At 38.6% G+C, this 23,624-nt stretch carries 21 protein-coding genes and 1 other annotated feature; of the genes, 4 read left to right on the forward strand and 17 right to left on the reverse strand.

Going from position 1 to position 23,624, the window contains the following annotated elements:
• Positions 1-62: 62 nt before the first annotated feature.
• From trxA to zapA, 11 genes are all read right to left on the reverse strand, one after another.
• Positions 63-377, reverse strand: a complete 315-nt coding sequence (gene trxA, locus BAOM_RS18645; RefSeq protein WP_127761571.1) for a thioredoxin — start codon at positions 375-377, stop codon at positions 63-65.
• Positions 378-549: 172 nt separating this feature from the next.
• Complete coding sequence (locus tag BAOM_RS18650; protein ID WP_127761572.1) at positions 550-1,527, reverse strand: electron transfer flavoprotein subunit alpha/FixB family protein; 978 nt, start codon at positions 1,525-1,527, stop codon at positions 550-552.
• Between the two features lie 65 nt (positions 1,528-1,592).
• Complete coding sequence (locus tag BAOM_RS18655) at positions 1,593-2,366, reverse strand: electron transfer flavoprotein subunit beta/FixA family protein (RefSeq protein ID WP_127761573.1); 774 nt, start codon at positions 2,364-2,366, stop codon at positions 1,593-1,595.
• A 133-nt stretch (positions 2,367-2,499) separates the two neighbouring features.
• Positions 2,500-3,273: an enoyl-CoA hydratase gene (locus tag BAOM_RS18660; protein WP_127761574.1), complete on the reverse strand. Its 774-nt coding sequence runs from the start codon at positions 3,271-3,273 to the stop codon at positions 2,500-2,502.
• A gap of 145 nt (positions 3,274-3,418) precedes the next feature.
• Entirely contained in the window at positions 3,419-4,006 is a 588-nt protein-coding gene (locus BAOM_RS18665; protein ID WP_127761575.1) for a fatty acid metabolism transcriptional regulator FadR, read from the reverse strand.
• A 168-nt stretch (positions 4,007-4,174) separates the two neighbouring features.
• Positions 4,175-5,872 carry an AMP-binding protein gene (locus BAOM_RS18670; protein ID WP_127761576.1) on the reverse strand — a complete coding sequence of 566 codons (1,698 nt, stop codon included), beginning with the start codon at positions 5,870-5,872 and terminating at the stop codon, positions 4,175-4,177.
• Positions 5,873-6,344: 472 nt separating this feature from the next.
• Complete coding sequence (locus BAOM_RS18675; protein WP_127761577.1) at positions 6,345-6,752, reverse strand: DUF350 domain-containing protein; 408 nt, start codon at positions 6,750-6,752, stop codon at positions 6,345-6,347.
• Positions 6,753-6,803: 51 nt separating this feature from the next.
• On the reverse strand, positions 6,804-9,161 hold the full coding sequence (locus BAOM_RS18680) for an endonuclease MutS2 (protein WP_127761578.1): 2,358 nt from the start codon (positions 9,159-9,161) through the stop codon (positions 6,804-6,806).
• A 26-nt stretch (positions 9,162-9,187) separates the two neighbouring features.
• Entirely contained in the window at positions 9,188-10,906 is a 1,719-nt protein-coding gene (gene polX / locus BAOM_RS18685) for a DNA polymerase/3'-5' exonuclease PolX (RefSeq protein WP_127761579.1), read from the reverse strand.
• Between the two features lie 150 nt (positions 10,907-11,056).
• A complete protein-coding gene (locus BAOM_RS18690) occupies positions 11,057-11,599 on the reverse strand; it encodes a CvpA family protein (protein ID WP_127761580.1) in 543 nt (180 codons plus the stop codon).
• A gap of 4 nt (positions 11,600-11,603) precedes the next feature.
• Positions 11,604-11,864 carry a cell division protein ZapA gene (gene zapA, locus BAOM_RS18695; RefSeq protein ID WP_127761581.1) on the reverse strand — a complete coding sequence of 87 codons (261 nt, stop codon included), beginning with the start codon at positions 11,862-11,864 and terminating at the stop codon, positions 11,604-11,606.
• Positions 11,865-11,990: 126 nt separating this feature from the next.
• Between zapA and rnhC the strand changes: the two genes are divergently transcribed.
• The gene (gene rnhC / locus BAOM_RS18700) at positions 11,991-12,935 is read left to right on the forward strand and encodes a ribonuclease HIII (protein ID WP_252282604.1); all 945 of its coding nucleotides are present in this window, start codon (positions 11,991-11,993) and stop codon (positions 12,933-12,935) included.
• An 80-nt stretch (positions 12,936-13,015) separates the two neighbouring features.
• Here rnhC and pheT read toward each other — a convergent pair whose 3' ends face one another.
• The 4 genes from pheT to BAOM_RS18720 form a co-directional block, all read right to left on the reverse strand.
• Positions 13,016-15,430, reverse strand: coding sequence for a phenylalanine--tRNA ligase subunit beta (gene pheT, locus BAOM_RS18705; protein ID WP_127761583.1), 2,415 nt, complete (start codon positions 15,428-15,430; stop codon positions 13,016-13,018).
• 101 nt (positions 15,431-15,531) lie between these two features.
• Positions 15,532-16,572, reverse strand: coding sequence for a phenylalanine--tRNA ligase subunit alpha (pheS, locus tag BAOM_RS18710; protein WP_127762639.1), 1,041 nt, complete (start codon positions 16,570-16,572; stop codon positions 15,532-15,534).
• 56 nt (positions 16,573-16,628) lie between these two features.
• Positions 16,629-16,869: a binding site (T-box leader), on the reverse strand.
• A gap of 35 nt (positions 16,870-16,904) precedes the next feature.
• Entirely contained in the window at positions 16,905-17,648 is a 744-nt protein-coding gene (locus tag BAOM_RS18715; protein ID WP_127761584.1) for a TrmH family RNA methyltransferase, read from the reverse strand.
• A 114-nt stretch (positions 17,649-17,762) separates the two neighbouring features.
• Entirely contained in the window at positions 17,763-19,022 is a 1,260-nt protein-coding gene (locus BAOM_RS18720; protein ID WP_127761585.1) for an RNA-guided endonuclease InsQ/TnpB family protein, read from the reverse strand.
• A 231-nt stretch (positions 19,023-19,253) separates the two neighbouring features.
• Between BAOM_RS18720 and sspI the strand changes: the two genes are divergently transcribed.
• Entirely contained in the window at positions 19,254-19,463 is a 210-nt protein-coding gene (sspI, locus tag BAOM_RS18725; RefSeq protein ID WP_127761586.1) for a small acid-soluble spore protein SspI, read from the forward strand.
• 78 nt (positions 19,464-19,541) lie between these two features.
• Here the strand turns inward: sspI and BAOM_RS18730 are convergent, their stop codons facing one another.
• Together BAOM_RS18730 and BAOM_RS18735 are read right to left on the reverse strand one after the other, a co-directional pair.
• A complete protein-coding gene (locus BAOM_RS18730) occupies positions 19,542-20,627 on the reverse strand; it encodes a M42 family metallopeptidase (protein WP_127761587.1) in 1,086 nt (361 codons plus the stop codon).
• A gap of 56 nt (positions 20,628-20,683) precedes the next feature.
• A complete protein-coding gene (locus BAOM_RS18735) occupies positions 20,684-21,172 on the reverse strand; it encodes a dUTP diphosphatase (RefSeq protein WP_127761588.1) in 489 nt (162 codons plus the stop codon).
• 114 nt (positions 21,173-21,286) lie between these two features.
• On the opposite strand from BAOM_RS18735, the gene BAOM_RS18740 reads away from it, so the two are divergent.
• Complete coding sequence (locus BAOM_RS18740; protein WP_127761589.1) at positions 21,287-21,670, forward strand: sigma-w pathway protein ysdB; 384 nt, start codon at positions 21,287-21,289, stop codon at positions 21,668-21,670.
• A 475-nt stretch (positions 21,671-22,145) separates the two neighbouring features.
• Positions 22,146-23,570, forward strand: coding sequence for an aspartate ammonia-lyase (aspA, locus tag BAOM_RS18745; protein WP_127761590.1), 1,425 nt, complete (start codon positions 22,146-22,148; stop codon positions 23,568-23,570).
• The last annotated feature ends 54 nt before the right edge of the window (positions 23,571-23,624 follow it).

The raw sequence follows: 23,624 nt of genomic DNA on the forward strand, positions 1-23,624 counted from the left end.
TAAACTTTCTTAAAGCAAAAAAAAATCTCCAAGTCTCAGACTCGAAGATTTCTTTGCAATCATTAAGCGTGTTTAGCAAGAAGTTCAGCTAAAGCTTCTTTTGGTTGGAAACCAACTACTTTATCGACAGCCTCACCGTCTTTAAGAACGATTAATGTTGGAATACTCATAACACCAAATTTACCAGCTGTTTCTTGGTTTTCATCAACATCCACTTTAACGATTTTCGCTTTACCAGCGATTTCACTATCAAGCTCTTCAAGAACAGGAGCAATCATTTTACAAGGTCCGCACCACGGAGCCCAAAAATCAACTAGAACAACACCTTCGTTTGTTTCAGTTGCAAAAGTTTGATCAGTTGCATTTACAATAGCCATTTATAAAATCCTCCTCATATTTACTCAAATAATCAAAAACAGTATACCATTGATGATTACGTTCGTGCTATTAATTTGCTTCATCGCTAATTTCCCCAAAACTATCTATGTATATGTACACAAAAAGATATTCATCAGACGAGCCGATGAATACCTTTTGTATTTCTATAATTTAAGCGTTTACTTTTAACTTCTTAAATTCTTCTGTTAAAAGTGGAACGACTTCAAATAGGTCACCAACAATACCGTAGTCAGCAACATTGAAGATGTTTGCTTCTGGATCTTTATTAATAGCAACGATTACTTTTGAGTTAGACATTCCTGCTAAATGTTGGATAGCTCCGGAAATCCCACATGCGATATATAAATCCGGTGTAACAACTTTTCCAGTTTGTCCAATTTGTAAAGAGTAATCACAATAATCTGCATCACAAGCACCACGAGAAGCCCCAACTGCTGCACCAAGAACTTCTGCAAGTTCTTTTAATGGTTCAAAGCCTTCTGCACTTTTCACACCACGACCACCAGAAATGATAACTTTTGCTTCTGAAAGATCTACACCTTCACTTGCTTTTCGAACAACATCTTTAATAATTGTACGTAAGTCTGTAATATTCGCAGACAGTGTAACAACATCCCCTGAACGAGACTCATCTTTTTGTAATGGTTCAATGTTATTTGGACGAATCGTTGCAAAAACTAAACCGCCTGTGACAATTTTCTTCTCAAATGCTTTACCAGAATAAATCGGGCGAGTAAACACAGTGTTTCCGCCTGCTACTTCAAGAGCTGTAACATCTGAGATTAAGCCTGCTTCTAATTTTCCAGCTATTTTTGGTGCTAAATCTTTTCCTAATGAAGTATGTCCAATAATTAAACCATCTGGATTTTCTGCTTCAATCACAGCAAGCAAAGCCTGTGAGAAACCATCAGAAGTATATTGAGCTAGTTTAGCATCTTCTACAACGACCACTCGGTCTGCACCATACTGAATTAACTCCACTCCTAAAGCTTGAACGCTTTCTCCAATTAACACACCAACTACTTCTCCGCCGTCTGCAGCAACTTTTGCGGCACCAATTGCTTCAAATGATACATTTCTTAGTGAACCGTCTCGAACTTCTCCTAATACAAGAAACTTGCTAGCCATTATAAAAACCTCCTGCGCTCTTTTTTATCTATTCACTCGTCTGTTTATTTCAAAATCTCTAATAATTAGATGACTTTTGCTTCACTGCGTAATAATTGAACAAGTTCACCAACTTGTGCAGAAATGTCACCACTTAGTACTTTTCCTGCTTCTTTTGTAGGTGGTAAAAAGATTTCGATTGTTTTTGTTTTCGCTTCCACATCATCTTCTTCTAAATCTAAATCATCTAATTCTAATTCTTCAAGCGGCTTTTTCTTCGCTTTCATGATTCCTGGTAAAGAAGGATAACGTGGCTCATTTAGACCTTGTTGTGCTGTTACTAACAATGGAAGAGTCGTTTCAATTGTTTCTGAATCCCCTTCTACATCACGCGTAACACTTACTGTTGTACCTGCAATATTTAAATCTGTAATCGTTGTTACATAAGGAATATTAAGAAGTTCTGCAACACGTGGTCCCACTTGACCAGAACCGCCATCAATCGCTACATTTCCTGCTATAATAAGATCTACTTCTTGATCTTTTAAGTATTGAGCCAATACTTTCGCTGTTGTAAATTGATCTACATTTTCTACGTCATCTTCAATATTAATTAACACTGCTTTATCGGCACCCATTGCTAAAGCCGTACGCAGTTGTTTTTCAGCTTCTTCGTTGCCGACAGAAACAACCGTTACTTCGCCGCCTTGAGCGTCTCGTACTTGAATCGCTTCTTCCACAGCATACTCATCATAAGGGTTAATAATAAATTCAGCGCCCTCTTCATTGATTTTGCCGTTAGAAAGCGTAATTTTTTCTTCTGTATCAAATGTTCTTTTCAGTAATACATAAATGTTCACGATAATCCCTCCTGAGTGTTTTAAATTCCTAAGATTCTGAAAAGTCAAAATCCATATATAGTAAGTATTCTTCAAAATCCAACAAATTCCTTTAATATTTTAGAAAAAAATATATTTTTTTACGTTTTTTTACTTATTTACCCGTAAAAAGCGGTTCTCTTTTTTCAATGAATGCACTAATTCCTTCTTTTGCATCGTTTGACTCGAAAATTGTTCCAAATTGTGCTACTTCATTTGCCACACCTTTGTAATAAGAGTCATGCTTTAAATAGTTTAATTGTTCAATAATAGCTTTTAGAGCAAGAGGGCTTTTCTTCGCTACTTTAAAAGCTAGTTCTTTCGCTTTTGGAAGTAATTCTTCATCGGAGTAAGCTCGGTTCGCTAGACCATATTGGACAGCTTCAACTCCTGTAATCGGTTCACTTGTAAATAACATTTCCGCAGCTTTGGCTGTACCTACATAACGTGGAAGTCGTTGTGTACCTGCAAAACCTGGGATTAAACCTAATTGCAGTTCTGGTAAACCAAGCTTTGCTTGTTCTGTTACTAAGCGAATATGACAAGACATCGCTAATTCAAGACCACCGCCTAATGCAGCTCCGTGAATAGCAGCAATGACCGGCTTTGGGAATTTTTCGATTTTTTCTAATACTGCTTGTCCATTCTCAGCTAAGGCAGAGAATGCGGAACCATTTTCAATTTCAGTAATTTCCTTAATATCTGCTCCTGCTGAAAAGAATCTTCCTTCACCGTGGAGCAAGATAACTCTCACTTCTTCATTCTGACTGATTTCATCTAAGGCTTCGGATATCTCCTTAATCATTCCTGTAGAAAGTGCATTTGCAGGTGCTCTATTAATCGTAATAAAAGCAACATGGTCCTCAACTGCAAGCTTTAAGTACTCCATTTCTTCTCCTCCATCTTGGTTGCTGAATTCTCAAGTCATCAATAAGCACTTGATATGTATTCACTCTTCTTTTCCATTCGGAAAATGAGCTTCATTATCGAGTTTAGTTGAGAGCGACGATATCGTCACTCTTATCTAAACATCGTTAATTACTAGAACTACAACCATTTGTTAATAATCGATGAACTTCTGGGACAAGATCTGTTAGTGAATATTTTTGGTCATTCATCACCCAAGTTGTTGCTACTTCATCCATTGTGCCAAAAATCATATTTTTCATGAGCTTGACATTAAGGGTAGACCTGAATTCTCCCGTTTCTTTTCCCTCGATAACGATTCGATCCACAAGGCTTAAATATCCTTTTAACACATCATTAATCCTATGACGCAATTCTTTATTAGATTGCCTTAATTCTAATTGAGTCACGATGGCTAAGTTCGGGTCTTCTGAAAGGATTTGAAAATGTTTTTGAATCAAGACAAACAATTTATCCACTGCGCTGGATTTTTCTTTAATACCTTCTTGAATCTGTTCAACAAAGTAACCCATTTTTTCCCGGAATAATGAAATCAAAATATCTTCTTTATTTTTAAAGTAAAGATAGATTGTCCCATCTGCTACTCCCGCTTGCTTAGCAATCTTTGATACTTGAGCTTGATGGTAACCATTTTGAGCAATAACAATAACGGCTGCATCAATAATTTGCATATACTTTGGCCTACTACTTTTCACTAGTTGTCTCCTTTCAGAAACATGAATGAATAATCATTCATGTTTCTATAATAAAGTGGTATTTTATTACTGTCAATAACAATTTTACAAAATAAACCCATTTATAGGATAACTTGTACAACCTAATTATAGTTACGGAGCCAAAAATTATCGCTCCGCATAATACGATTATGCTTTCTTTTCATCTTCAGCCCATTTCTTTTTCTCTTCTTCTATGAGCACTCGACGTAAAATCTTCCCAATCGTTGTTTTGGGCAGCTCTTCTCTAAACTCATATAAGCGCGGAACTTTATAGGCGGCTAAATGCTTTCTAGCAAACTCATTAAGCTCCTGTTCCGTGACTGTATGACCAGATTTCAAAACGACATAAGCTTTGACCGTTTCACCACGATATGGATCAGGAATTCCAACGACTATTACTTCCTGCACCGCTTCATGTTCATATAGAACCTCTTCAATCTCTCTCGGATAAATATTAAAACCGCCTGCGATAATGGTATCTTTTTTACGTTCCACAACGTAGAAAAAGCCTTGTTCGTCCATATAGCCTAAATCTCCTGTTAAAAGCCAGCCGTTTTTGAATGTATTTTCCGTATCCTCTGGGCGATTCCAATACCCTTTCATCACTTGGGGACCTTTAATACCAATCTCCCCTATTTCATTCGGCCCTAATGGTTCGCCTGTTTCTAACGATAAAATCGCGGCTTCCGTATCCGGCCAAGGGACTCCAATGCTCCCCTTTACACGCGGTTCATCCCAAATAAAGTTAGCATGTGTGACAGGAGACGTTTCAGAAAGCCCATATCCTTCTACTAATTTTCCGCCTGTGACCCGTTCAAATTGTTCCTGTACTTCTAGAGGTAGAGGAGCGGAACCACTTAGGCAGGCTTTAATAGAAGAAAGGTCATACTTCTTCAAATCAGGGTGATTCAAAATTCCAATATAAATAGTCGGTGCTCCAGGAAATATTGTCGGTTTGTGCTTATGAATCGTTTTTAACACCGTTTCTACATCAAATTTCGGTAAAAGAAGCATCATATTGCCATCCAAAACGGACAGCAGCAATACAGTTGTCATGCCATATACATGAAAAAACGGCAAAATACCAAGCACCTTTTCCTGACCTGGTCTGCTTTTATATAACCAAGCTTGACACATCTTCGTATTTGCGATTAAGTTTTTATGAGTCAGCATAACTCCCTTTGGAAATCCTGTTGTCCCCCCTGTATATTGTAATAGGGCTACATCATGGTCGATATCGCATGAACTAGATATTTCTTCTGGTACATCCTGCTTCATCACTTCTTTAAATAAATGATGATTGCCAGCATGCTCTACTTTTACAACGATACCGTATTGTTTCTTTTGAATAGAAGGATATATAAGGTTTTTTGGAAAAGGAAGGTAGTCTTTGATAGCGGTTACAATAATATGTTGGATATTCGTTTTCGGGGCAATCTTTGCAACACGCGGAAACAAAATATCCATCGTGACAATTATTTTCGCTTCTGCATCTTTCATTTGATACTCTAACTCTCGTTCTGTATATGTGGGATTAGTCTGTACAACAACGCCTTCAGCCATCAAAATACCGAAATACGAAATAACAGCCTGTGGACAGTTGGGCAATAAAATAGCAACACGATCACCTTTTTCAAGACCTAATTCTTTCAAATAAGCAGCAAACTTTAAAGAAGATTCATACACTTCCTTAAATGTAAGCTCTCTACCCATAAAATGAATAGATGCTTTATAAGGATGTTTCACAGCAGATTCCTTTAAATATGTCTGCACAGGCTTATCATCATAAATCAACGTCGTCGGTATCCCCTCTGGATACATCTGTTGCCATGGTTTATTGCTCATTTAACCCCTCCCTTAATCCAAGTTTACTAATCATTTCTATTATAATACAATTACCATTTACTTACAATTGGAGATTTTGAGAAAAGAAATCCCATTACGGTGCGCTGACACCGACCTTGCCCTCTTGAAAGACTGTTTTTCTCTCAAGTGTTGCTCACCCAAGTCTCGCCTCTGCCTCTTCTTATGGAAGGTGGTAAGTGGGATATTGGTGAGAAAGAACCTCAGCGACTTTAGTCCTAGGAGTGGTCAGCGTCCAAAACAATTTTTAAATAACGCTATTAAGTTTTAGCTCATTGCATGTGAAATCATAAGAAAAGAGAGGGCACTATGATATGCACCTCTCCTTTCTTTATCCGTATTCCTTTACACTTTCATAAATAAATAAACAACACCTAATAAAATAAAAAGTCCACAGCAAACTAATAATATTTTCGCTAGTTTCTCCACAGCTTTCTTCCTTTCGCAAGAGGCATCAGGAAATTCCAGAGCCGATGACAAAAGATAAACCAATTGAAATCATCATCGATAGAAAGCCAACCGCCCGATTATCTTTTTGGATTTCTTCATCTATTTTAAACGCTGGTGTCATAAATTCAAAAATAAAATAACCAATTACAAGAAAAACAAAACCATAGACTCCCCAACCAATCATCGTCAATAAGGAATCATTTTGTAAAATGGATTGGCGAAACACGTTGGAAATCCCTAAAATTTTCCCTCCTGTGGCCATAGCCACAGATAGATTTCCACGCTTAATTTCTTCCCAATTTTTATACTTCGTTACAAGCTCAAAAACGGTTAAAAAGACAATGATGCATAAAATCACGACACTATAGCGAGCAGCAATGTACACATATTCATTTCCCCAAATCTCATCCATATCCCACTACTCCTACATGGTAACTGACCAAGTTCTTAAGTCTGTTTCCGTTTATTTAAATTCTACAATCGTAACACCATTGCCGCCTTCGCCTGCTTCTCCAAAGCGAATCCGTTTAACCGAGCGATGATTTTTCAAATATTCTTGAACGCCTTGTCTCAGAGCTCCCGTGCCTTTTCCATGGATGACGGACACTCTTGGATAGCTCGCTAAAAGTGCATCATCAATATATTTTTCAACCCTTGAAAGTGCATTTTCATAGCGCTCTCCACGAAGATCCAGCTCAAGACTAACATGGTAGTCTTTCCCCTTAATTGTCGTAAGCGGCTTCGTTTGTTTTTCTTTTTGAGCTGACTTAATAAATTCAAGGTCTGCTTCTTTTACTTTCATCTTCATAATACCCATTTGTACATGCCATTCATCAGACGATGCTTTTTCAATTAAATAGCCTTTTTGCCCGAAGCTTGTCACTTTCACTTCATCGCCAGGCTGCCATGCCCGTTTTTGCGATGATACTGCCATTTTCGGTGATTTTTTCAGCTCAGGTGCAGCCTCTTCTAATCGTTTCTTTGCATCGATTAATTCATGCTCCTTGACATCTGCTCGCTTCTCCAAACGAAGCTTGCGTAAATCTCTAATAATCTTTTCTGCTTCTTTTTTTGCATTTTCAACAATAGCGGCTGCTTCCGTTGATGCTTTCTCCATCAGCTTGTCGCGTTCATTGTAATATTCCGCAATTTGTTGCTGCAAGTCTCGATGCAGTTTTTCCGATTGCTTTAAATAATCCGCCGCTTCTTTCTCTTCTTCCTCTGCCTGACGACGACTTGCTTCTAATGAGGCAATCATCGTTTCAACTTGATTCGTCTCCTCACCAATATGACTTCGCGCATGATTAATGACTTTCTCGTTTAAGCCAAGACGTTTTGAAATTTCAAATGCATTACTTCGACCAGGTACACCAATCAATAGCTTATACGTTGGTCTTAATGACTCCACATCAAATTCAACGCTCGCATTAATTACACCCTCACGGTCATAACCATAGGCCTTTAATTCTGGATAATGAGTCGTCGCAATAACTCGGGCACCCCGCTTATACACTTCATCTAAAATAGAAATCGCTAAAGCTGCTCCTTCTTGCGGGTCAGTTCCTGCCCCAAGCTCATCAAATAAAACTAAACTTTCATGATCCACATGCTCCAAAATTTCAACAATATTGACCATATGAGAAGAAAATGTACTTAAGCTTTGCTCAATTGACTGTTCATCGCCAATATCAGCATATACTGCTGAAAAAACAGCCACTTCTGAACCATCAAGAGCTGGAATCTGTAATCCAGCTTGCGCCATCAACGTACAAAGTCCAATCGTTTTTAACGTGACGGTCTTCCCGCCTGTATTCGGACCGGTAATCACGATTGTTGTAAACTCTTCTCCTAAGAAAATATCGTTTGCCACCACGACATCAGCCGGAATAAGCGGGTGCTTCGCTTTAAATAGTTTCACTCGACCTTCTTGATTCAGCTGTGGTTTAGAACCATTAATCACTTTCGCATAACGGGCTTTTGCAAATACAAAATCGAGCTGAGCCAGTACCGCTACATTATGTAATAATTCAGACGTATACTCACCGACCTTCACAGACAGCTCCGTTAAAATACGTTCAATTTCTAACTGCTCTTTCACTCTTGTTTCTTGCAAAGCATTATTCAGCTGTACAATTGCCTGCGGTTCAATAAATAATGTTTGACCTGAAGAAGATTGGTCATGAATAATGCCACCATAATGACTGCGATATTCTTGTTTAACTGGAATAACAAAGCGATCATTTCGAATCGTCACAATAGCATCCGATAACATTTTAGAAGCATTGGAAGAACGAATCATACTTTCTAACTTTTCCCGTACGCGGCTTTCATTTGTTCGCAGCTGATTGCGAAGCGTACGCAATTGCTCACTAGCTGAATCAAGCACCTCGCCATGCTCACTAATGGCATACGTAATCGCCTGTTGTAAATCAATCAATGGGTGAAGTGATTCAATATATTCCGTTAACAGCACCGTCTCAATTTCTTGCTCGGCCATCTCTTCAAAAAAGCGGTTTAATACGCGCCCTGCTCGAATCGTACTTGCAATCTCCATCAGTTCAATCGGTGATAACATTCCGCCAATTTGTGCCCGCTTTGCATGTGGACGAATATCGAAAATTCCTCCTAAAGGAACATTTCCTTTCAAACGGAGCACTTTTGCACTTTCATCCGTTTCTTCCTGCCATCTAACAACTTCATCAAAATCAGTAGATGGAGCTAATTGTACTGCCTTGTCTTTCCCAATTGACGACGTACAATGGGAAACTAATTGTTCTTTAATTTTTGTAAATTCTAATGTGTTCAATGCTTTTTGATGCATGGAGATAAAAAAGCCTCCTTGTCAGGTTAGTTATTTCTATTTAAAAATGTAAGTAATTCATCAGCACTCTTAGCATTTAAGACAGACGATTTTTTCAGCCAGCCTTTTTTCGCCGCAGAAACACCAATTTCCATATGTTCAAGCATGTCGATATTATGCGCATCCGTATTAATGATAATCGGTACACCCGCTTCTTGGGCTTTTCGTAAATAGGGTGCTGCTAAATCAAGGCGATGCGGGTTTGCATTTAACTCTAATGCAGTATTCGTTTCACGTGCCCATTCGATAAGCATTTCAATATCTACATCATAGCCTGCTCGTTTGTCAATAATTCTTCCTGTCGGGTGAGCAATAATATCCACATGCGGGTTATGAAGTGCTGTTTTCAAACGCTCCATAATGACTTCACGCGGTTGTGAGAAGCTTGAGTGAATTGAAGCAATAACAAGGTCCATCTCCGCTAATAGTTCATCATCGAAATCGAGCGTTCCATCTGGTAAAATATCCATTTCAATGCCTGATAAAATCGTCATATCGTCATACTGTTCATTTAATTCATGAATGATTTTCTTTTGCTCACGCAAACGCTCAGCTGTTAAGCCATTAGCTACCTTTAAATACTGCGAATGATCAGTAATCGCCATATATCGATAGCCTTTGGCACGGCAAGCTTCAATCATTTCTTCAATTGAATACGCACCATCGCTCCATGTCGTATGCATATGAAGGTCACCTTGAATATCAGCAAGTGAAATCAACGGCTCATGTCCGTCATATTGATCTACTTCCGTCCCATCCTCCCGTAATTCTGGAGAAATAAACGGCAGGCCGAAATGCTGATAAAATTGTTCCTCTGTTTCAAATGTAAGCACATCACCTGTTTCTATATTCTCTACACCATATTCACTAATTTTCTCTCCACGATCTTTCGCAAGCTGACGCATACGCACATTATGATCCTTTGAACCAGTAAAATGATGCAGCGTTGTAATAAATTCAACATCTTTTACAATACGAAAATCAACAGATACATCGTATTCACCATCCAAAACAACCGACACTTTCGTATCACCCGCGGCAATAACCTGCTTAATACGCGGCAATGCTAAAAGCTGTTCTTTCACAATTTCCGGCTCATCAGTAGATAGAATAAAATCTAAATCTTTAATCGTTTCACGCATACGACGAATACTTCCTGCCCGTGACGAACGAATAACCGCTTTCATATTTGCTAACGCTCGTTCAATTCCCTCGGCAATAGGCAGCATAAATGATAATGGCAATCGTTCTGGCCGTGCCCCCGCTTCATCAATTGCCGCAAGAATTTTCTCTTCTGTTTTTTTGCCAAAACCCGTTAGTGCACTTACTTTCCCTTCTTCACAGGCTAACTTCAAATCGTTAATATCACGGATATGAAGCTCTTTATGTAGCTTAGCAATTTTTTTCCCGCCAAGACCTTGAAGCTTTAAAAGAGGAATTAACCCTTTTGGCACCTCCTCTTGTAACTCTTCTAAAACCGTCGATTTGCCTTCTTGGATAAATTCATCAATGACAGCCGCTGTCCCCTTACCAATCCCACTAAGCGCTGTAAAATCATCAATCGCTGACAAGCTGCGATCATCTGCTTCAAGTGCTGCTGCTGCTTTACGGAACGCTGACACCTTGAATGGGTTATCCCCTTTTAACTCCATATATATCGCAATCGTTTCCAATAATTTAATAAGATCTTTTTTATTAATAGACATTTTTTTCACCTGCCAAAAAATTAATGAATCAAGTTTTCTTTAAAGATACCGTTTCTTTCTTTAAAGCACAAGCATTCTTAATACGTTAAAAAGGGTCTCTTCCCCCACAAAAGATAGCAATCTATCATTTCGTTAAGGAAAGGCAGACCCTTAAGAAGGTACATTATAAAACCAAAGCTTCTCTACTTGATTAGATAAAAACGGTGTATCTCTCACAATAGCTTCTGCTAGAAATGAGCCATTTAACGGTTCTTGAACCGCATCCATTGGCAAAAGAGCTACAATATATAATATAATAAACAAGATTAAATAGACTTCCATAAATCCTAATATACCGCCACCCCAGCGATTCAGCTGTTTTAAAATAGGCAAGTGTGCAATAAAATCAAGCATCGCCCCAATCATATGCCATACAATTTTCGTAATAAAGAAAATAATAGCAAAAGCAATTGCATTATAATAAGCAGTATCTAAACCGACTGTATCAAAAAACATCTTTAATGTGCTTGAATCGCCCATCGCCGGGAACGGAACCCATAAATTCAGTTTTGGAGCCAGTTCATCATAATATACATAGGCCACAATAAACGCGACAATAAAGCCGGTCAAGTGGATGATTTGTAATATAAAGCCGCGCCTTAAACCAATTAACAATCCGATGAGAAGGATAGCTAAGATTGCCAAATCAAACATAAACTCAGTCCTTTTCTTTCTGTAATTTCAGTTGAAGCTGGTGCAATTGTTCTTGGATTTTGAGGTAATCATGTATCGTATTGACCGCCGTCAGCACTGCTAGTTTACTCGTATCCAGGCTCGGATTTTTCACACTAATTTCTCTCATTTTCTCGTCAACCATCGAAGCTACTTGGCGAATATGACTTGCGCTTTCGGCACCGACGATCGTATATGGTTGACCATATATATCTACTGTAACTCTATTTCGTGTATCGTCTGACAAAATGATGCCTCCAATCTAAACAATCCTGTACTCCCTATCATATCATGATATTTTTCGTCATGAAAGAGAGAGGCTTGTCAATTTATGGCTAATTTTGTAAAAATAAAATAAAAGGAGACGATTTTGATGTCCCATGTTGTCCTAATCGTTCATGCATCACAAATATCCAAAATGAAAGAGCATTATAAAGATTCCCTTGTTAATACATTACCGCCAGGCAGCTTATTTAGCGCACGACCGGCCCATTGTGCCATCACCGCCTATAAATCAGGAAAAGTATTATTCCAAGGAGCAAATGCCGAAAAAGAAGCGGCGAAATGGAAAGAAAACGCTCACACAGCCCCATCAGCCAAAAAAACACCATCTGTAAAAACACATCGTTATTCGCCACCGGCTAACATCGGCACCCTATCTGTCGTCGGCTCCGATGAAGTTGGTACCGGTGATTACTTTGGTCCAATGACCGTTGTGGCGGTTTATGCAAAGAAAGAACAGCTACCTCTGTTAAAAGAGCTCGGCGTTCAAGATTCCAAAAATTTAAAAGACCCGCAAATTATCGAGATTGCTAAGTTAATTAAAGATGTTGTCCCATTCAGCCTGTTAACTTGCGACAATCCAAAATATAATACACTTCAAGCAAAAGGCATGTCACAAGGTAAAATCAAGGCACTGTTACATAATCAAGCCATTAAACATGTATTAACAAAAATTGAGCCTGAAAAGCCTGATGCTGTCTTAATCGACCAGTTTGCCGAACCCGGTGTATTCTTCAATTATTTAAAAGGACAAGAACTATTTCAAGCAGATGCTACCTATTTAAGCACAAAAGCAGAAGGCGTTCACCTAAGCGTGGCCGCGGCCTCCATTCTAGCTCGCTATGCTTTTATTCGACGCTTCGAACAGCTTAGTGAAAAAGCAGGCTTTACCATTCCAAAAGGTGCTGGTTCTAAAGTCGATGAAGCAGCTGCTCGTTTAATTTATGAAAAAGGAACAGAGGCATTGCATGAATTTACAAAAGTTCATTTTGCCAATACGGAAAAAGCGAAGAATTTGTATAAAAAGAAATATTAACGATAAGACACCCACCATTTCAGAAAATGGTGGGTGTCTTTACCTGTACATTTGACTGTTTACCAGCCAAATCTAATAGGTTATCCGCGCAACTCCGCCCCTGCTTGGTCTTTTACCGCCGCAAGTACTTTATCATGAGCTTTTGTAATGTCTTCATCTGTTAATGTACGTTCTGGATCGAAGTATTTTAACGAGTATGCAATGGATTTTTTGCCTTCTTCCATTTTATCGCCTTCGTATAAATCAAATACTTGCACCTCTTTTAATAAAGAACCGCCTGCTTCAACGATGATGCTTTGAATATCGCCTGCTTTTGTCGTTGAGTCCACAACAAGTGCGATATCACGTGTAATCGATGGGAAACGCGGGATCGTTTCATAAGCGATTGGAGCAACCTTTGCTTCTGCCAATGCTTTAAATGATAATTCAAAAACATAGGTTTCTTTAATATCCAATTCTTTTTGAACAGTTGGATGCACTTGACCGATAAAACCAATTACTTCACCATTTAATAGCACTTCCGCTGTACGTCCTGGATGAAGATTTTTCACTTCTGCTTGACGATATTCGATTTGGCTTGCTACACCTAACGTATCGAATAAAGCCTCTAAAATTCCTTTTGCGACAAAGAAATCAACTGGCTTCTTTTCACCTTGCCATAAGTGGGATTCCCATAAACCTGTGATAGCAGCAGCTACATGTTCTCTTTCTTCCGGAAGCTGTTCGCCATCTTGTTTTAAGAAAACAGAACCAATTTCATATAACGCAACTGAATCCATTTGACGAGCATTATTGTATTTCACGACTTCTAATAATTGAGGTACAATGCTTAAACGTAATTGGCTGCGTTCTTCACTCATCGGCATTGCTAGACGAATCGATTCGCGTGCTTCTAAAGCGAATTGAGCAGCTTTTTCCGTGCTTGTTAACGAATACGTAATCGCTTGGAAAAGGCCAACGCCTTCTAATGTACGACGCGCTTTACGACGTTTTTGTTGATAATCTGATAACGCACCAGGCGTTGTCGTGCCAGTTGGCAGCGTAGACGGAATATTATCGTATCCATACAAGCGAGCTGCTTCTTCTACTAAATCGGCTTCGATTGTAATATCGCCGCGACGAGTTGGAATCGTTACCGTGAAGTTTTCTCCTTCTACCGCTACATCAAATTGCAGGCGAGTGAAAATATCTTGTACTTCAGATACACTCATGCTTGTTCCTAGTAAGCCATTAATTTTATTAAGCGTAATCGAGATTACAGCCGGTTCAACCTTCATATCATTGTATTCAACACTGCCTTCAAGAATCGTTCCACCAGCGTATTCCGCCATTAATTGTGCTGCACGCTCTCCTGCTTCACGAACGCGAGCTGGATCTACTCCTTTTTCAAAACGAGCGCTTGCTTCACTGCGTAAGCCGTGATCTTTCGATGCTTTACGAACCGTGCTGCCTTTAAAATAAGCTGCTTCAATGATGACTGTCGTTGTATCATTTTTCACTTCTGAATTCGCTCCACCCATTACACCAGCAATAGCGACAGGCTCTGTACCGTTTGTAATGACAAGATGGTCAGGAGTTAATGTACGTTCTGCTTCATCAAGTGTTGTAATTTTTTCAGCATCCTTCGCACGACGAATGACAAGCTCTTTTGATCCAAGACGGTCGTAGTCGAACGCATGAAGCGGTTGACCATATTCTAATAATACGAAGTTTGTAATATCCACAACGTTATTATGCGGACGAATACCAGCTGCCATTAAGCTTGTTTGCATCCATAATGGAGATGGTCCAATTTTTACATCCTTCACAACTTTTGCAATATATAATGGATTATCTTCTGTTGCTTCCACTTTTACAGAAATATAATCGGATGCTTTTTCAGAAGCTTCTTCTTTTTCAATCGTTGGCCATTTCACATCACGTCCAAGAATAGCAGCAACTTCGTAAGCAACACCTAACATACTTAACGCATCTGAACGGTTTGGTGTTAAGCTTAGTTCTAAAATTTCATCGTCTAAGCCAAGTGCTTCTAATGCATCTTCACCAACTTGTGCATCTTGTGGGAAATTGAAAATCCCAACAGCATACTCTTTCGCCACAATTTTAGATTCAATTCCAAGCTCTTGAAGCGAACAAATCATTCCGTGTGATTCTTCTCCGCGAAGTTTTGCTTTTTTAATTTTGAAGTTACCTGGTAGAACAGCGCCCACTGTTGCCACGGCTACTTTTTGGCCTTTATCAACGTTTGGAGCTCCACAAATAATTTGGACAGGCTCTTCCGCCCCGATATCGACTAAACATTTATTTAATTTATCGGCATTTGGATGTTGTTCACGCTCTAAAACGTGACCGATAACAACCCCTTTTAAGCCTTCACTTTTCTTTTCTACTCCTTCAACCTCAATGCCACTTTTCGTAATTTTATCCGCAAGCTCTGCTGCACTGATGCCAGAAAGATCTACATATTCTTGAAGCCATTTATATGAAACAAACATCGTTGGTCCTCCTTTTAATGGATTGATTTGGCGAGATTAATCGCTAATTTGGATAGATTATAAGCAAAATTAGTGAGATTCCGGCCAAATCAGAGAAATTTTTACGCTTCGTGATGGTGGAATTGCTTTAAGAAACGCATATCATTTGTGTAGAAATGGCGAATATCATCCACACCGTATTTTAACATCGCAATTCGCTCAACACCGATTCCAAAGGCAAATCCTGAGTATTTCTTTGAATCAAATCCAGCCATTTCAAGTACGTTCGGATGAACGATTCCACCGCCTAATACTTCAATCCAGCCTGTTTGCTTACATACGTTACAGCCTTTACCACTGCAGATTTTACAAGAAATATCCACTTCTACAGAAGGCTCTGTGAATGGGAAGAAACTTGGACGCAAACGAATTTCACGCTCTTGGCCAAATACTTTTTTCAAAAATACTTCAAGCGTTCCTTTCAAATCACTCATTGAAATATTTTCATCAACGACTAATCCTTCAATTTGCATAAATTGATGAGAATGTGTCGCATCATCATTATCACGACGATACACTTTACCCGGACAAATAATTTTAACAGGGCCTTGACCTTTATGCTTCTCCATCGTTCTTGCCTGAACAGGAGACGTATGTGTACGAACTAAAATTTCATCTGTAATATAGAAAGAATCTTGCATATCACGTGCTGGATGGCTTTTCGGCAAGTTTAAAGCTTCAAAGTTGTAATAATCACTCTCTACTTCTGGACCTTCCGCCACCGTATATCCCATTCCGATAAATACGTCTTCAATCTCTTCGACAATGCGCGTTAATGGATGATGATTCCCTTTGTTCACAGGGCGAGCTGGTAACGTAATATCAATCGTTTCCGCTGCTAATTGAGCATTGACTGCCTCTGCTTCAAGCACCGCTTGTTTTTCTTCGATTGCTGAAGTAATGGCTTCACGAACAACATTCACAAGTGCTCCCATTTTTGGACGCTCTTCAGCAGACAAATTACCCATGCCACGCAATACTTCTGTAATCGGTCCTTTTTTTCCTAAGTAAGCCACACGAATATCATTTAATTCCTTTAAGTTTGATGCGGCTGACACTTTTTGCAACGCTTCTTCTTGCAGTTCTTGTAAACGTTCCTGCATCATCTATTCCTCCTTTATTTGTCAACATAAATAAACACAAAAAAACCCCATCCCATAAAAGGGACGAGGTTTATGTATCGCGGTACCACCCTTATTAGCATGGATATAAAACACCCACACTCACTTCATTAAAAATAACGGCTCTTCACCGGAACATTTTTCGGATCAATGGATCTTCCCAATGTCGACTCAAGAGGTGAATTCCTTTAAGCAGCGCCATTAAAAATGCTTTCAGTCTCGGCATTTTCTCCCTTAAAATGGATGTCTTAAGCTACTAGTCTCCGTCATCGTCTTTACTTATGAAATTCTGTTTCATTATAGTATATTTAAACTCATTTTCGCAAGTAGTACATCAAAATCCCTGCTGCAATCCCAACATTCAACGATTCACTTTTCCCGTAAATCGGAATATACAAGTTCTTCGTCGTTTTCGCTAACAATTCTTTTGAAACTCCTTGCCCTTCGTTTCCGACAAGTAAGGCAAAGGTTTCAGATTTCTCAACTTGTTCAAATGGCACACCGCCTTCTAAAGCCGTTCCATACACAGGCATATGAAGCTGGTCAATAAACTGGGACAGATTAGCCTTCATCACAGGTAAATGAAATAAGCTTCCTTGTGTCGCTCGAACGACTTTTGGGTTATATACATCGGCACAGCCTTCTCCTAAAATGACAGCATCGATTCCCGCTGCATCTGCTGTACGAATCATCGTCCCTAAATTGCCTGGGTCTTGCACTGCATCTAACAATAATAGTTTTCCTGATGGAATATCATCAAAATGGACTGTTTGTTGTTCACAGACTGCCGCAATACCTTGTGGTGTTTCCGTATCACAAATCGCTTTCATCACATCTTCTTTCACATATACAACGTCTGTTTGTTCTATTTTAAACTGAGCTGGCATTTCCATATCTTGATTAACAATAACCTCTAAAACAATTTGTTCCTTTAATGCTTCCTCAATAAGATGAAAACCTTCTATTAAATAGTGACCTGATTTATCACGCTCTTTTTTCGTCGACAGCTTCTTCCATGTTTTTACCTTTGGATTTTTAACAGATTCAATATATTTCAACGTGTAACGCTCCTTTAATTTCACTGATTTTCCTATTTTGACTTCTCCCACCCCTAAAGGGGCAAGCTCTACACCTTGCGGTGAAACGAGTGGAATTCTTTACAAGAAGTGTGGTTATTTAACCCTTATTCTTGATGGGCGAGCCAAGCTCCCTCTAGCTTGTAGGATTGTACAATCCAGCAAGTTACTTTTACGCAAGATATTTAACGCACCGTTAATATCGGCATTAAATTCATATCCAGTAGATGTACGGTACAAACCACGCTTGATACGTTTTCCACTAAAAGTGTGTTCCGTTTCATTTGCTGGATTCCATTTTGGCAGTTCATCATTATCAAAGAATGAAGCCTTACTTGTATAGGATTCTTCTTGTTCTTTGTAGAAGATGCCGTACTGCTCACAGAGATTAGAAAGCTGTTCTCTTAGGTTTCCAAATGGAATTTGTGTAAACTGTTGGTTATTCTTTTTCCCAATATTAATGTTTCGTGTGAAATTTGCATTATAGCCAATGACTAGATTTCCTATTTGATTTTCAAGACAATGATTAATGATGATTCTTGCACTTTTTTTGATATAGTCATTCACTTGATTGTTTCGTTTTAGTGTCAATGAATCAATTTGCTTAGTGTATTTTGACCCCTGTTTCATAGCTATAGACTGCAATCTAGCCTTTTCTTTGTTATACAAACGGTTAATTGATTTAAGTTTTTTCCCATCCATTAAAAAGGATGCCCCGTTTGTATCCACACAAGAAGCAAGATTGTTTAGTCCAATATCAATGGCTAAGGATTTATTAAAATCTAATTCTACTGTTTCACAGGGTTGTTCATATACGTATTGAATATGAAAAAACTGTCCGTTGTTACGAGGAACAATCCGAACTTCTTTAATCTTTTTGCCCTCTAACCTAGAAGGAAAAGGGATTAGTATGTCTTTATGTTCAGGATGCAATTTCTTGTAAGCATTCGAAACAGCTACACGAAAGAAGCCATCTTTAATATTAATAGCATTTGTTGAAAAGATGAGATTAAACAATCCATCCTTTTTCAAATAGCCAGGCATCTTAATATCTTGAAAACGATAGTCTCCTTTCTTTGCTTTATTAATTAAGTTAAAAAAACTCTTAAAAGAACGGTCTACTACTTTTAAAATTTGTTGAGAAACACCCGCTTGGAGTAATTTGTAGTTTTCATTTATTTTAGCAACATGGTAGTTTGATTCATATTTCAAGAATGTTTTTTCCACAAAGTAATGTTGACGAATGTTATATAGTCCGACGTTATACAGATTCTTTGCATAGTAACACATTTCTCTCATTTGTTGAAATTGTTCTTTTGAAAGTCCTCGAATTTGATTGCTTTGTGTTAAATACACGCTTCCCACCTCCTTACTATATATATATTATATAGCAATGAATAGTTATCATCAATTTATTGAGTAGAATCTCCGACCGACCTCACTATTATCCCACACCTAAAGGCGGGCTAAAGCCCTTGGTGGGTTTTTTCGTTTAGAAAAGCTATAACGCAATTTCCATACATAATGTATCCCAAATAAGGGCATGCTATCGTTGTTCAGCATTATATGACATAGGAGGAAATAATTATGAACTTAAATTTACGTAATGCCATTATCAGCAATGTAACGGGCAATACACAAGAGCAGCTTGAAGATACAATTGTCGATGCGATTTCAAATGGCGAGGAAAAAATGCTTCCTGGACTTGGTGTACTGTTTGAAGTTATTTGGCAAAATTCCTCACAAAATGAAAAAGAAGAGATGCTTCGTGCATTAGAAAATGGGTTAAAAAAATAACAGCCAAATCGGCTGTTATTTTTTTATAAAAACTCAAGTTTATCGGCCAGTTTGACTCCACGACCTGCAAAATCTACCTCACTCGTACGTAATCCGGTCCACTGTTTCACGATCGAGTCGTTTAATCACTTCCACGACTAATTTCACGGCATTTTCATAATCATCGCGATGAAGCATTGCCGCATGAGAATGGATATAGCGTGTCGCGATACCAATTGAAAGTGCCGGCACCCCTTTTGCTGTTACATGAATTGAGCCAGCATCTGTCCCACCACCTGGAATGGATTCAAATTGATAAGGAATGTTTAGTTCATCCGCTGTATCTGTTACTAAATCACGTAAACCTTTATGTGAAACCATTGATGCATCATATAAAACGATTTGCGGTCCATCGCCCATTTTGCTCATTGCTTCTTTTTCAGAAACTCCCGGTGTGTCACCTGCAATGCCGACATCAACAGCAAAGCCTATATCCGGCTGCACTTGGAATGTTGATGTTTTCGAACCGCGTAAGCCTACCTCTTCTTGAACAGCTCCGATTCCGTATACAACATTTGGATGCTGTTGATCTTTCAACTGTTTGAGCACATCGATAGCAATGGCACAGCCAATGCGGTTATCCCAAGCCTTGGCCAGCAGCATTTTCTCATTGTTCATCACGGTAAATTCGAAATACGGTACAACCATATCACCTGGCCGTACTCCCCATTCTGCCGCTTCTTCTTTGCTGGATGCACCAATATCAATAAACATATCCTTAATTTCAACTGGTTTCTTTCGAGCTTCAGGTGATAAAATATGAGGTGGTTTTGAACCAATTACACCTGTCACATCGCCTTTTCTTGTCACAATCGTTACGCGCTGTGCCAGCATGACTTGATTCCACCAACCACCTACTGGCTGAAATTTCAAAAAGCCTTTACTGTCAATTTGCGTAATCATAAATCCTACTTCATCCAGATGTCCTGTAACCACAATCTTTGGTCCATTTGCATCACCTGTTTTTTTGGCGATTAAACTTCCCAAGCCATCATTCGTTATTTCATCGGCGTAAGGTGCAATATATCGTTTCATCACTTGTCTTACTTCTGATTCATTACCGGCAATCCCTCTTGCATCGGTTAAATCTTTAAGCATCGTTAATGTTTCATCCAACTTAGTCATTATGTATCACTCCTTTTCGTAACCATAATTATACAGAAATCATTTCTTCACGACAATTAATAGCCCTGCTGCTGCCGTTCGTGATTCACTTCATTCTTTGTTATATAAGCTTGTTCTACATCGATTGCTGAAAAACCAAGCATATGCCCTAGTCGGATATATTCGGTAAATACCGTTTGGAACGACTCGAACGTTACTTGTTGCTGAAACAGACTAATCTCTCGATACAATAAAATAAATTGCTCTGTCAGATTACGCTGTTCCAATGTAAACATTTCTGGCACTGTCGGTTTAAAACTCAGCCCATTTGCGAGCGACAGCAGAAAATGAATTCCATCAACATATTCACCGAGAATTGTTTCTCGCTCAGAAGGTCCCCTTAGACTCCAAAATTTAAAACAGCGCGTTTCATTGGCAAGTTCACCTAACTCCACTAAAAGGGCCAAAATTTTTCGTTCCACAAGGTCTTCTGTTTCTAACCCATGCTTCCGTTCAATATGCTGATCAAGCACCGCTTGCATGTCCATTAATTTGGAAATATTCATCTCATCACTACTTTCTACCTTTATCGCTTAAATTATAGCAAATATGTGAAACTTTTAAAAAATTCGTTCGTACATAGTATATAACTGAAACGTTATGAAAAAGGGGGATATTGTATGGCCTTATTATTCCGTCTTATTTTATTAGTAGTTATTGTCTTTTTACTATATACGGCGATTAAATATATGTTAAGTTCGCGAAGAAAACTGGAATTAGCCCATGAACAAGGAAAGTTCTATTTTCTCGATGACCCAAAAAATATTCGTAAAAATTTCTTATTAACATATAACGGAGTCTTATTTGAGGGCGAAAAATACCTCGGAACGACGGAGCGTTCCTTTGAAGTCGTGTCCATTTTTATTTGGCCAAAAAATACAGCCGATCTAAAAGGGCTAAAGCGGGACGACTTCTTAAAAATCGAAGCTGCTATAAAAAAACAATACCCCGCCTCTTCCATTGACTGGAAAAGCCCTGTAAAGGAATTTTTGAATAGGGATTAAAAAGAGGATGTCCTGAATATTTGGATAACCTCTTTTAAAGAATTCAAACATTTATCATTAAATAAGAAGCCTCCTCTAATGGAAGTTTCACTTTATTACAATCATTCATTGTTTTACAGAAACACCCCCCTGCTTCATTCATGAAAGAAGCAGGGGGGGTGTTTGCTATGAAAAAGGGGCAAGGGCAACGGTTAATTCTTTTAGTATTTCGAACGGTCATGGATTCATGAGAAGCTAAGTCCGCGATAATAAAGTGATTCCCAAACGTGATGATACGGAAAAAGTAGAGCTAAAAGAACAATGACAAAGACCAAGTTACATCTCCCCCCGTTCTCTTCTTTAACTAACTATGAAAATTGTAAAATTGTAAACTTTTCTAGTGCAATTTTTCATAAAAACATTTATGATAGAGAAGATCAATCTATAAATGATATTAAATTGATCTAAAAATTATATAAGGAAGTTAGGGACTACGATGTTAAAAACAAAATATCGAATTGAAAAAGACTTTCTAGGTGAAAAAGAAATTCCTGCGGATGTTTACTATGGTATTCAAACACTGCGAGCAGTGGAGAATTTTCCGATTACAGGATATAAAATTCATGAAGAATTGATTCATGCACTAGCAATCGTTAAAAAAGCGGCAGCGATGGCGAATATGGATACAAAGCGCCTTTACGAAGGCATCGGTAATGTAATCGTTCAAGTTGCAGATGAAATCCTATCTGGAAAATGGCACGAATACTTTATCGTTGATCCTATTCAAGGCGGCGCTGGTACTTCCATAAATATGAATGCCAATGAAGTGATTGCCAACCGTGCACTAGAACTAATGGGAAATAATAAAGGTGAATACGGTGAATTAAGTCCGAATAGCCATGTAAATATGTCACAATCGACAAATGATGCATTTCCTACTGCCATTCATATTGCAACACTCAATCTATTAAATAAATTACTAGAAACAATGAATGATATGCATGTCGTATTTAAGAAAAAAGCACAAGAGTTTGATCATATCATTAAAATGGGCCGCACTCATCTGCAAGATGCTGTTCCGATTCGTTTGGGACAGGAATTTGAAGCATATAGCCGCGTAATAGCACGAGATATTAAACGAATTAGTCAAACACGTGAGAACTTATATGAAGTAAATATGGGGGCAACTGCTGTCGGAACAGGTTTAAATGCAGACCCTCGCTATATAGAAAACGTTGTAAAGTATTTAGCTGATATTAGCGGATTGCCACTTATTCATGCCGAGCATCTCGTTGATGGAACGCAAAACACCGATTGTTATACAGAAGTATCAGCAGCACTAAAAATTTGTATGACAAACATGTCCAAAATAGCAAATGATTTACGTTTAATGGCATCCGGTCCACGCGCAGGACTTGGTGAAATTAGCTTACCTGCACGTCAACCTGGTTCTTCCATTATGCCTGGTAAAGTGAATCCGGTTATGGCCGAAGTGATTAACCAAATTGCGTTTCAAGTAATCGGGAACGACCATACAATTTCTCTTGCATCAGAAGCAGGACAGTTAGAATTAAACGTTATGGAACCTGTTCTCGTATTCAATTTATTACAATCAATTAGTATTATGAATAATGGTTTCAGAACCTTTACCGATCACTGTTTATCAGCCATTGAAGCAAACGAAACACGTATGAAAGAATATGTGGACAATAGCGTTGGTATTATTACCGCAGTTAATCCACATCTAGGCTATGAAGTCGTATCACGGATTGCTCGTGAAGCGATTCTAACAGGAAAACCAATTCGGGAGCTTTGCTTGCAGTATGACGTACTAACAGAAGAAGAACTAGACTTAATTTTAAATCCATTCGAAATGACGAAACCAGGCATTGCTGGAAACTCTCTTTTTGATCGAGCATAAAACAAAACAAAGAGGCTGCCCTAAACTTTTTAGGCAGCCTTTTTGCTATGCCTA

The organism is Peribacillus asahii, from assembly GCF_004006295.1.
Lineage (GTDB): Bacteria > Bacillota > Bacilli > Bacillales > DSM-1321 > Peribacillus > Peribacillus asahii_A.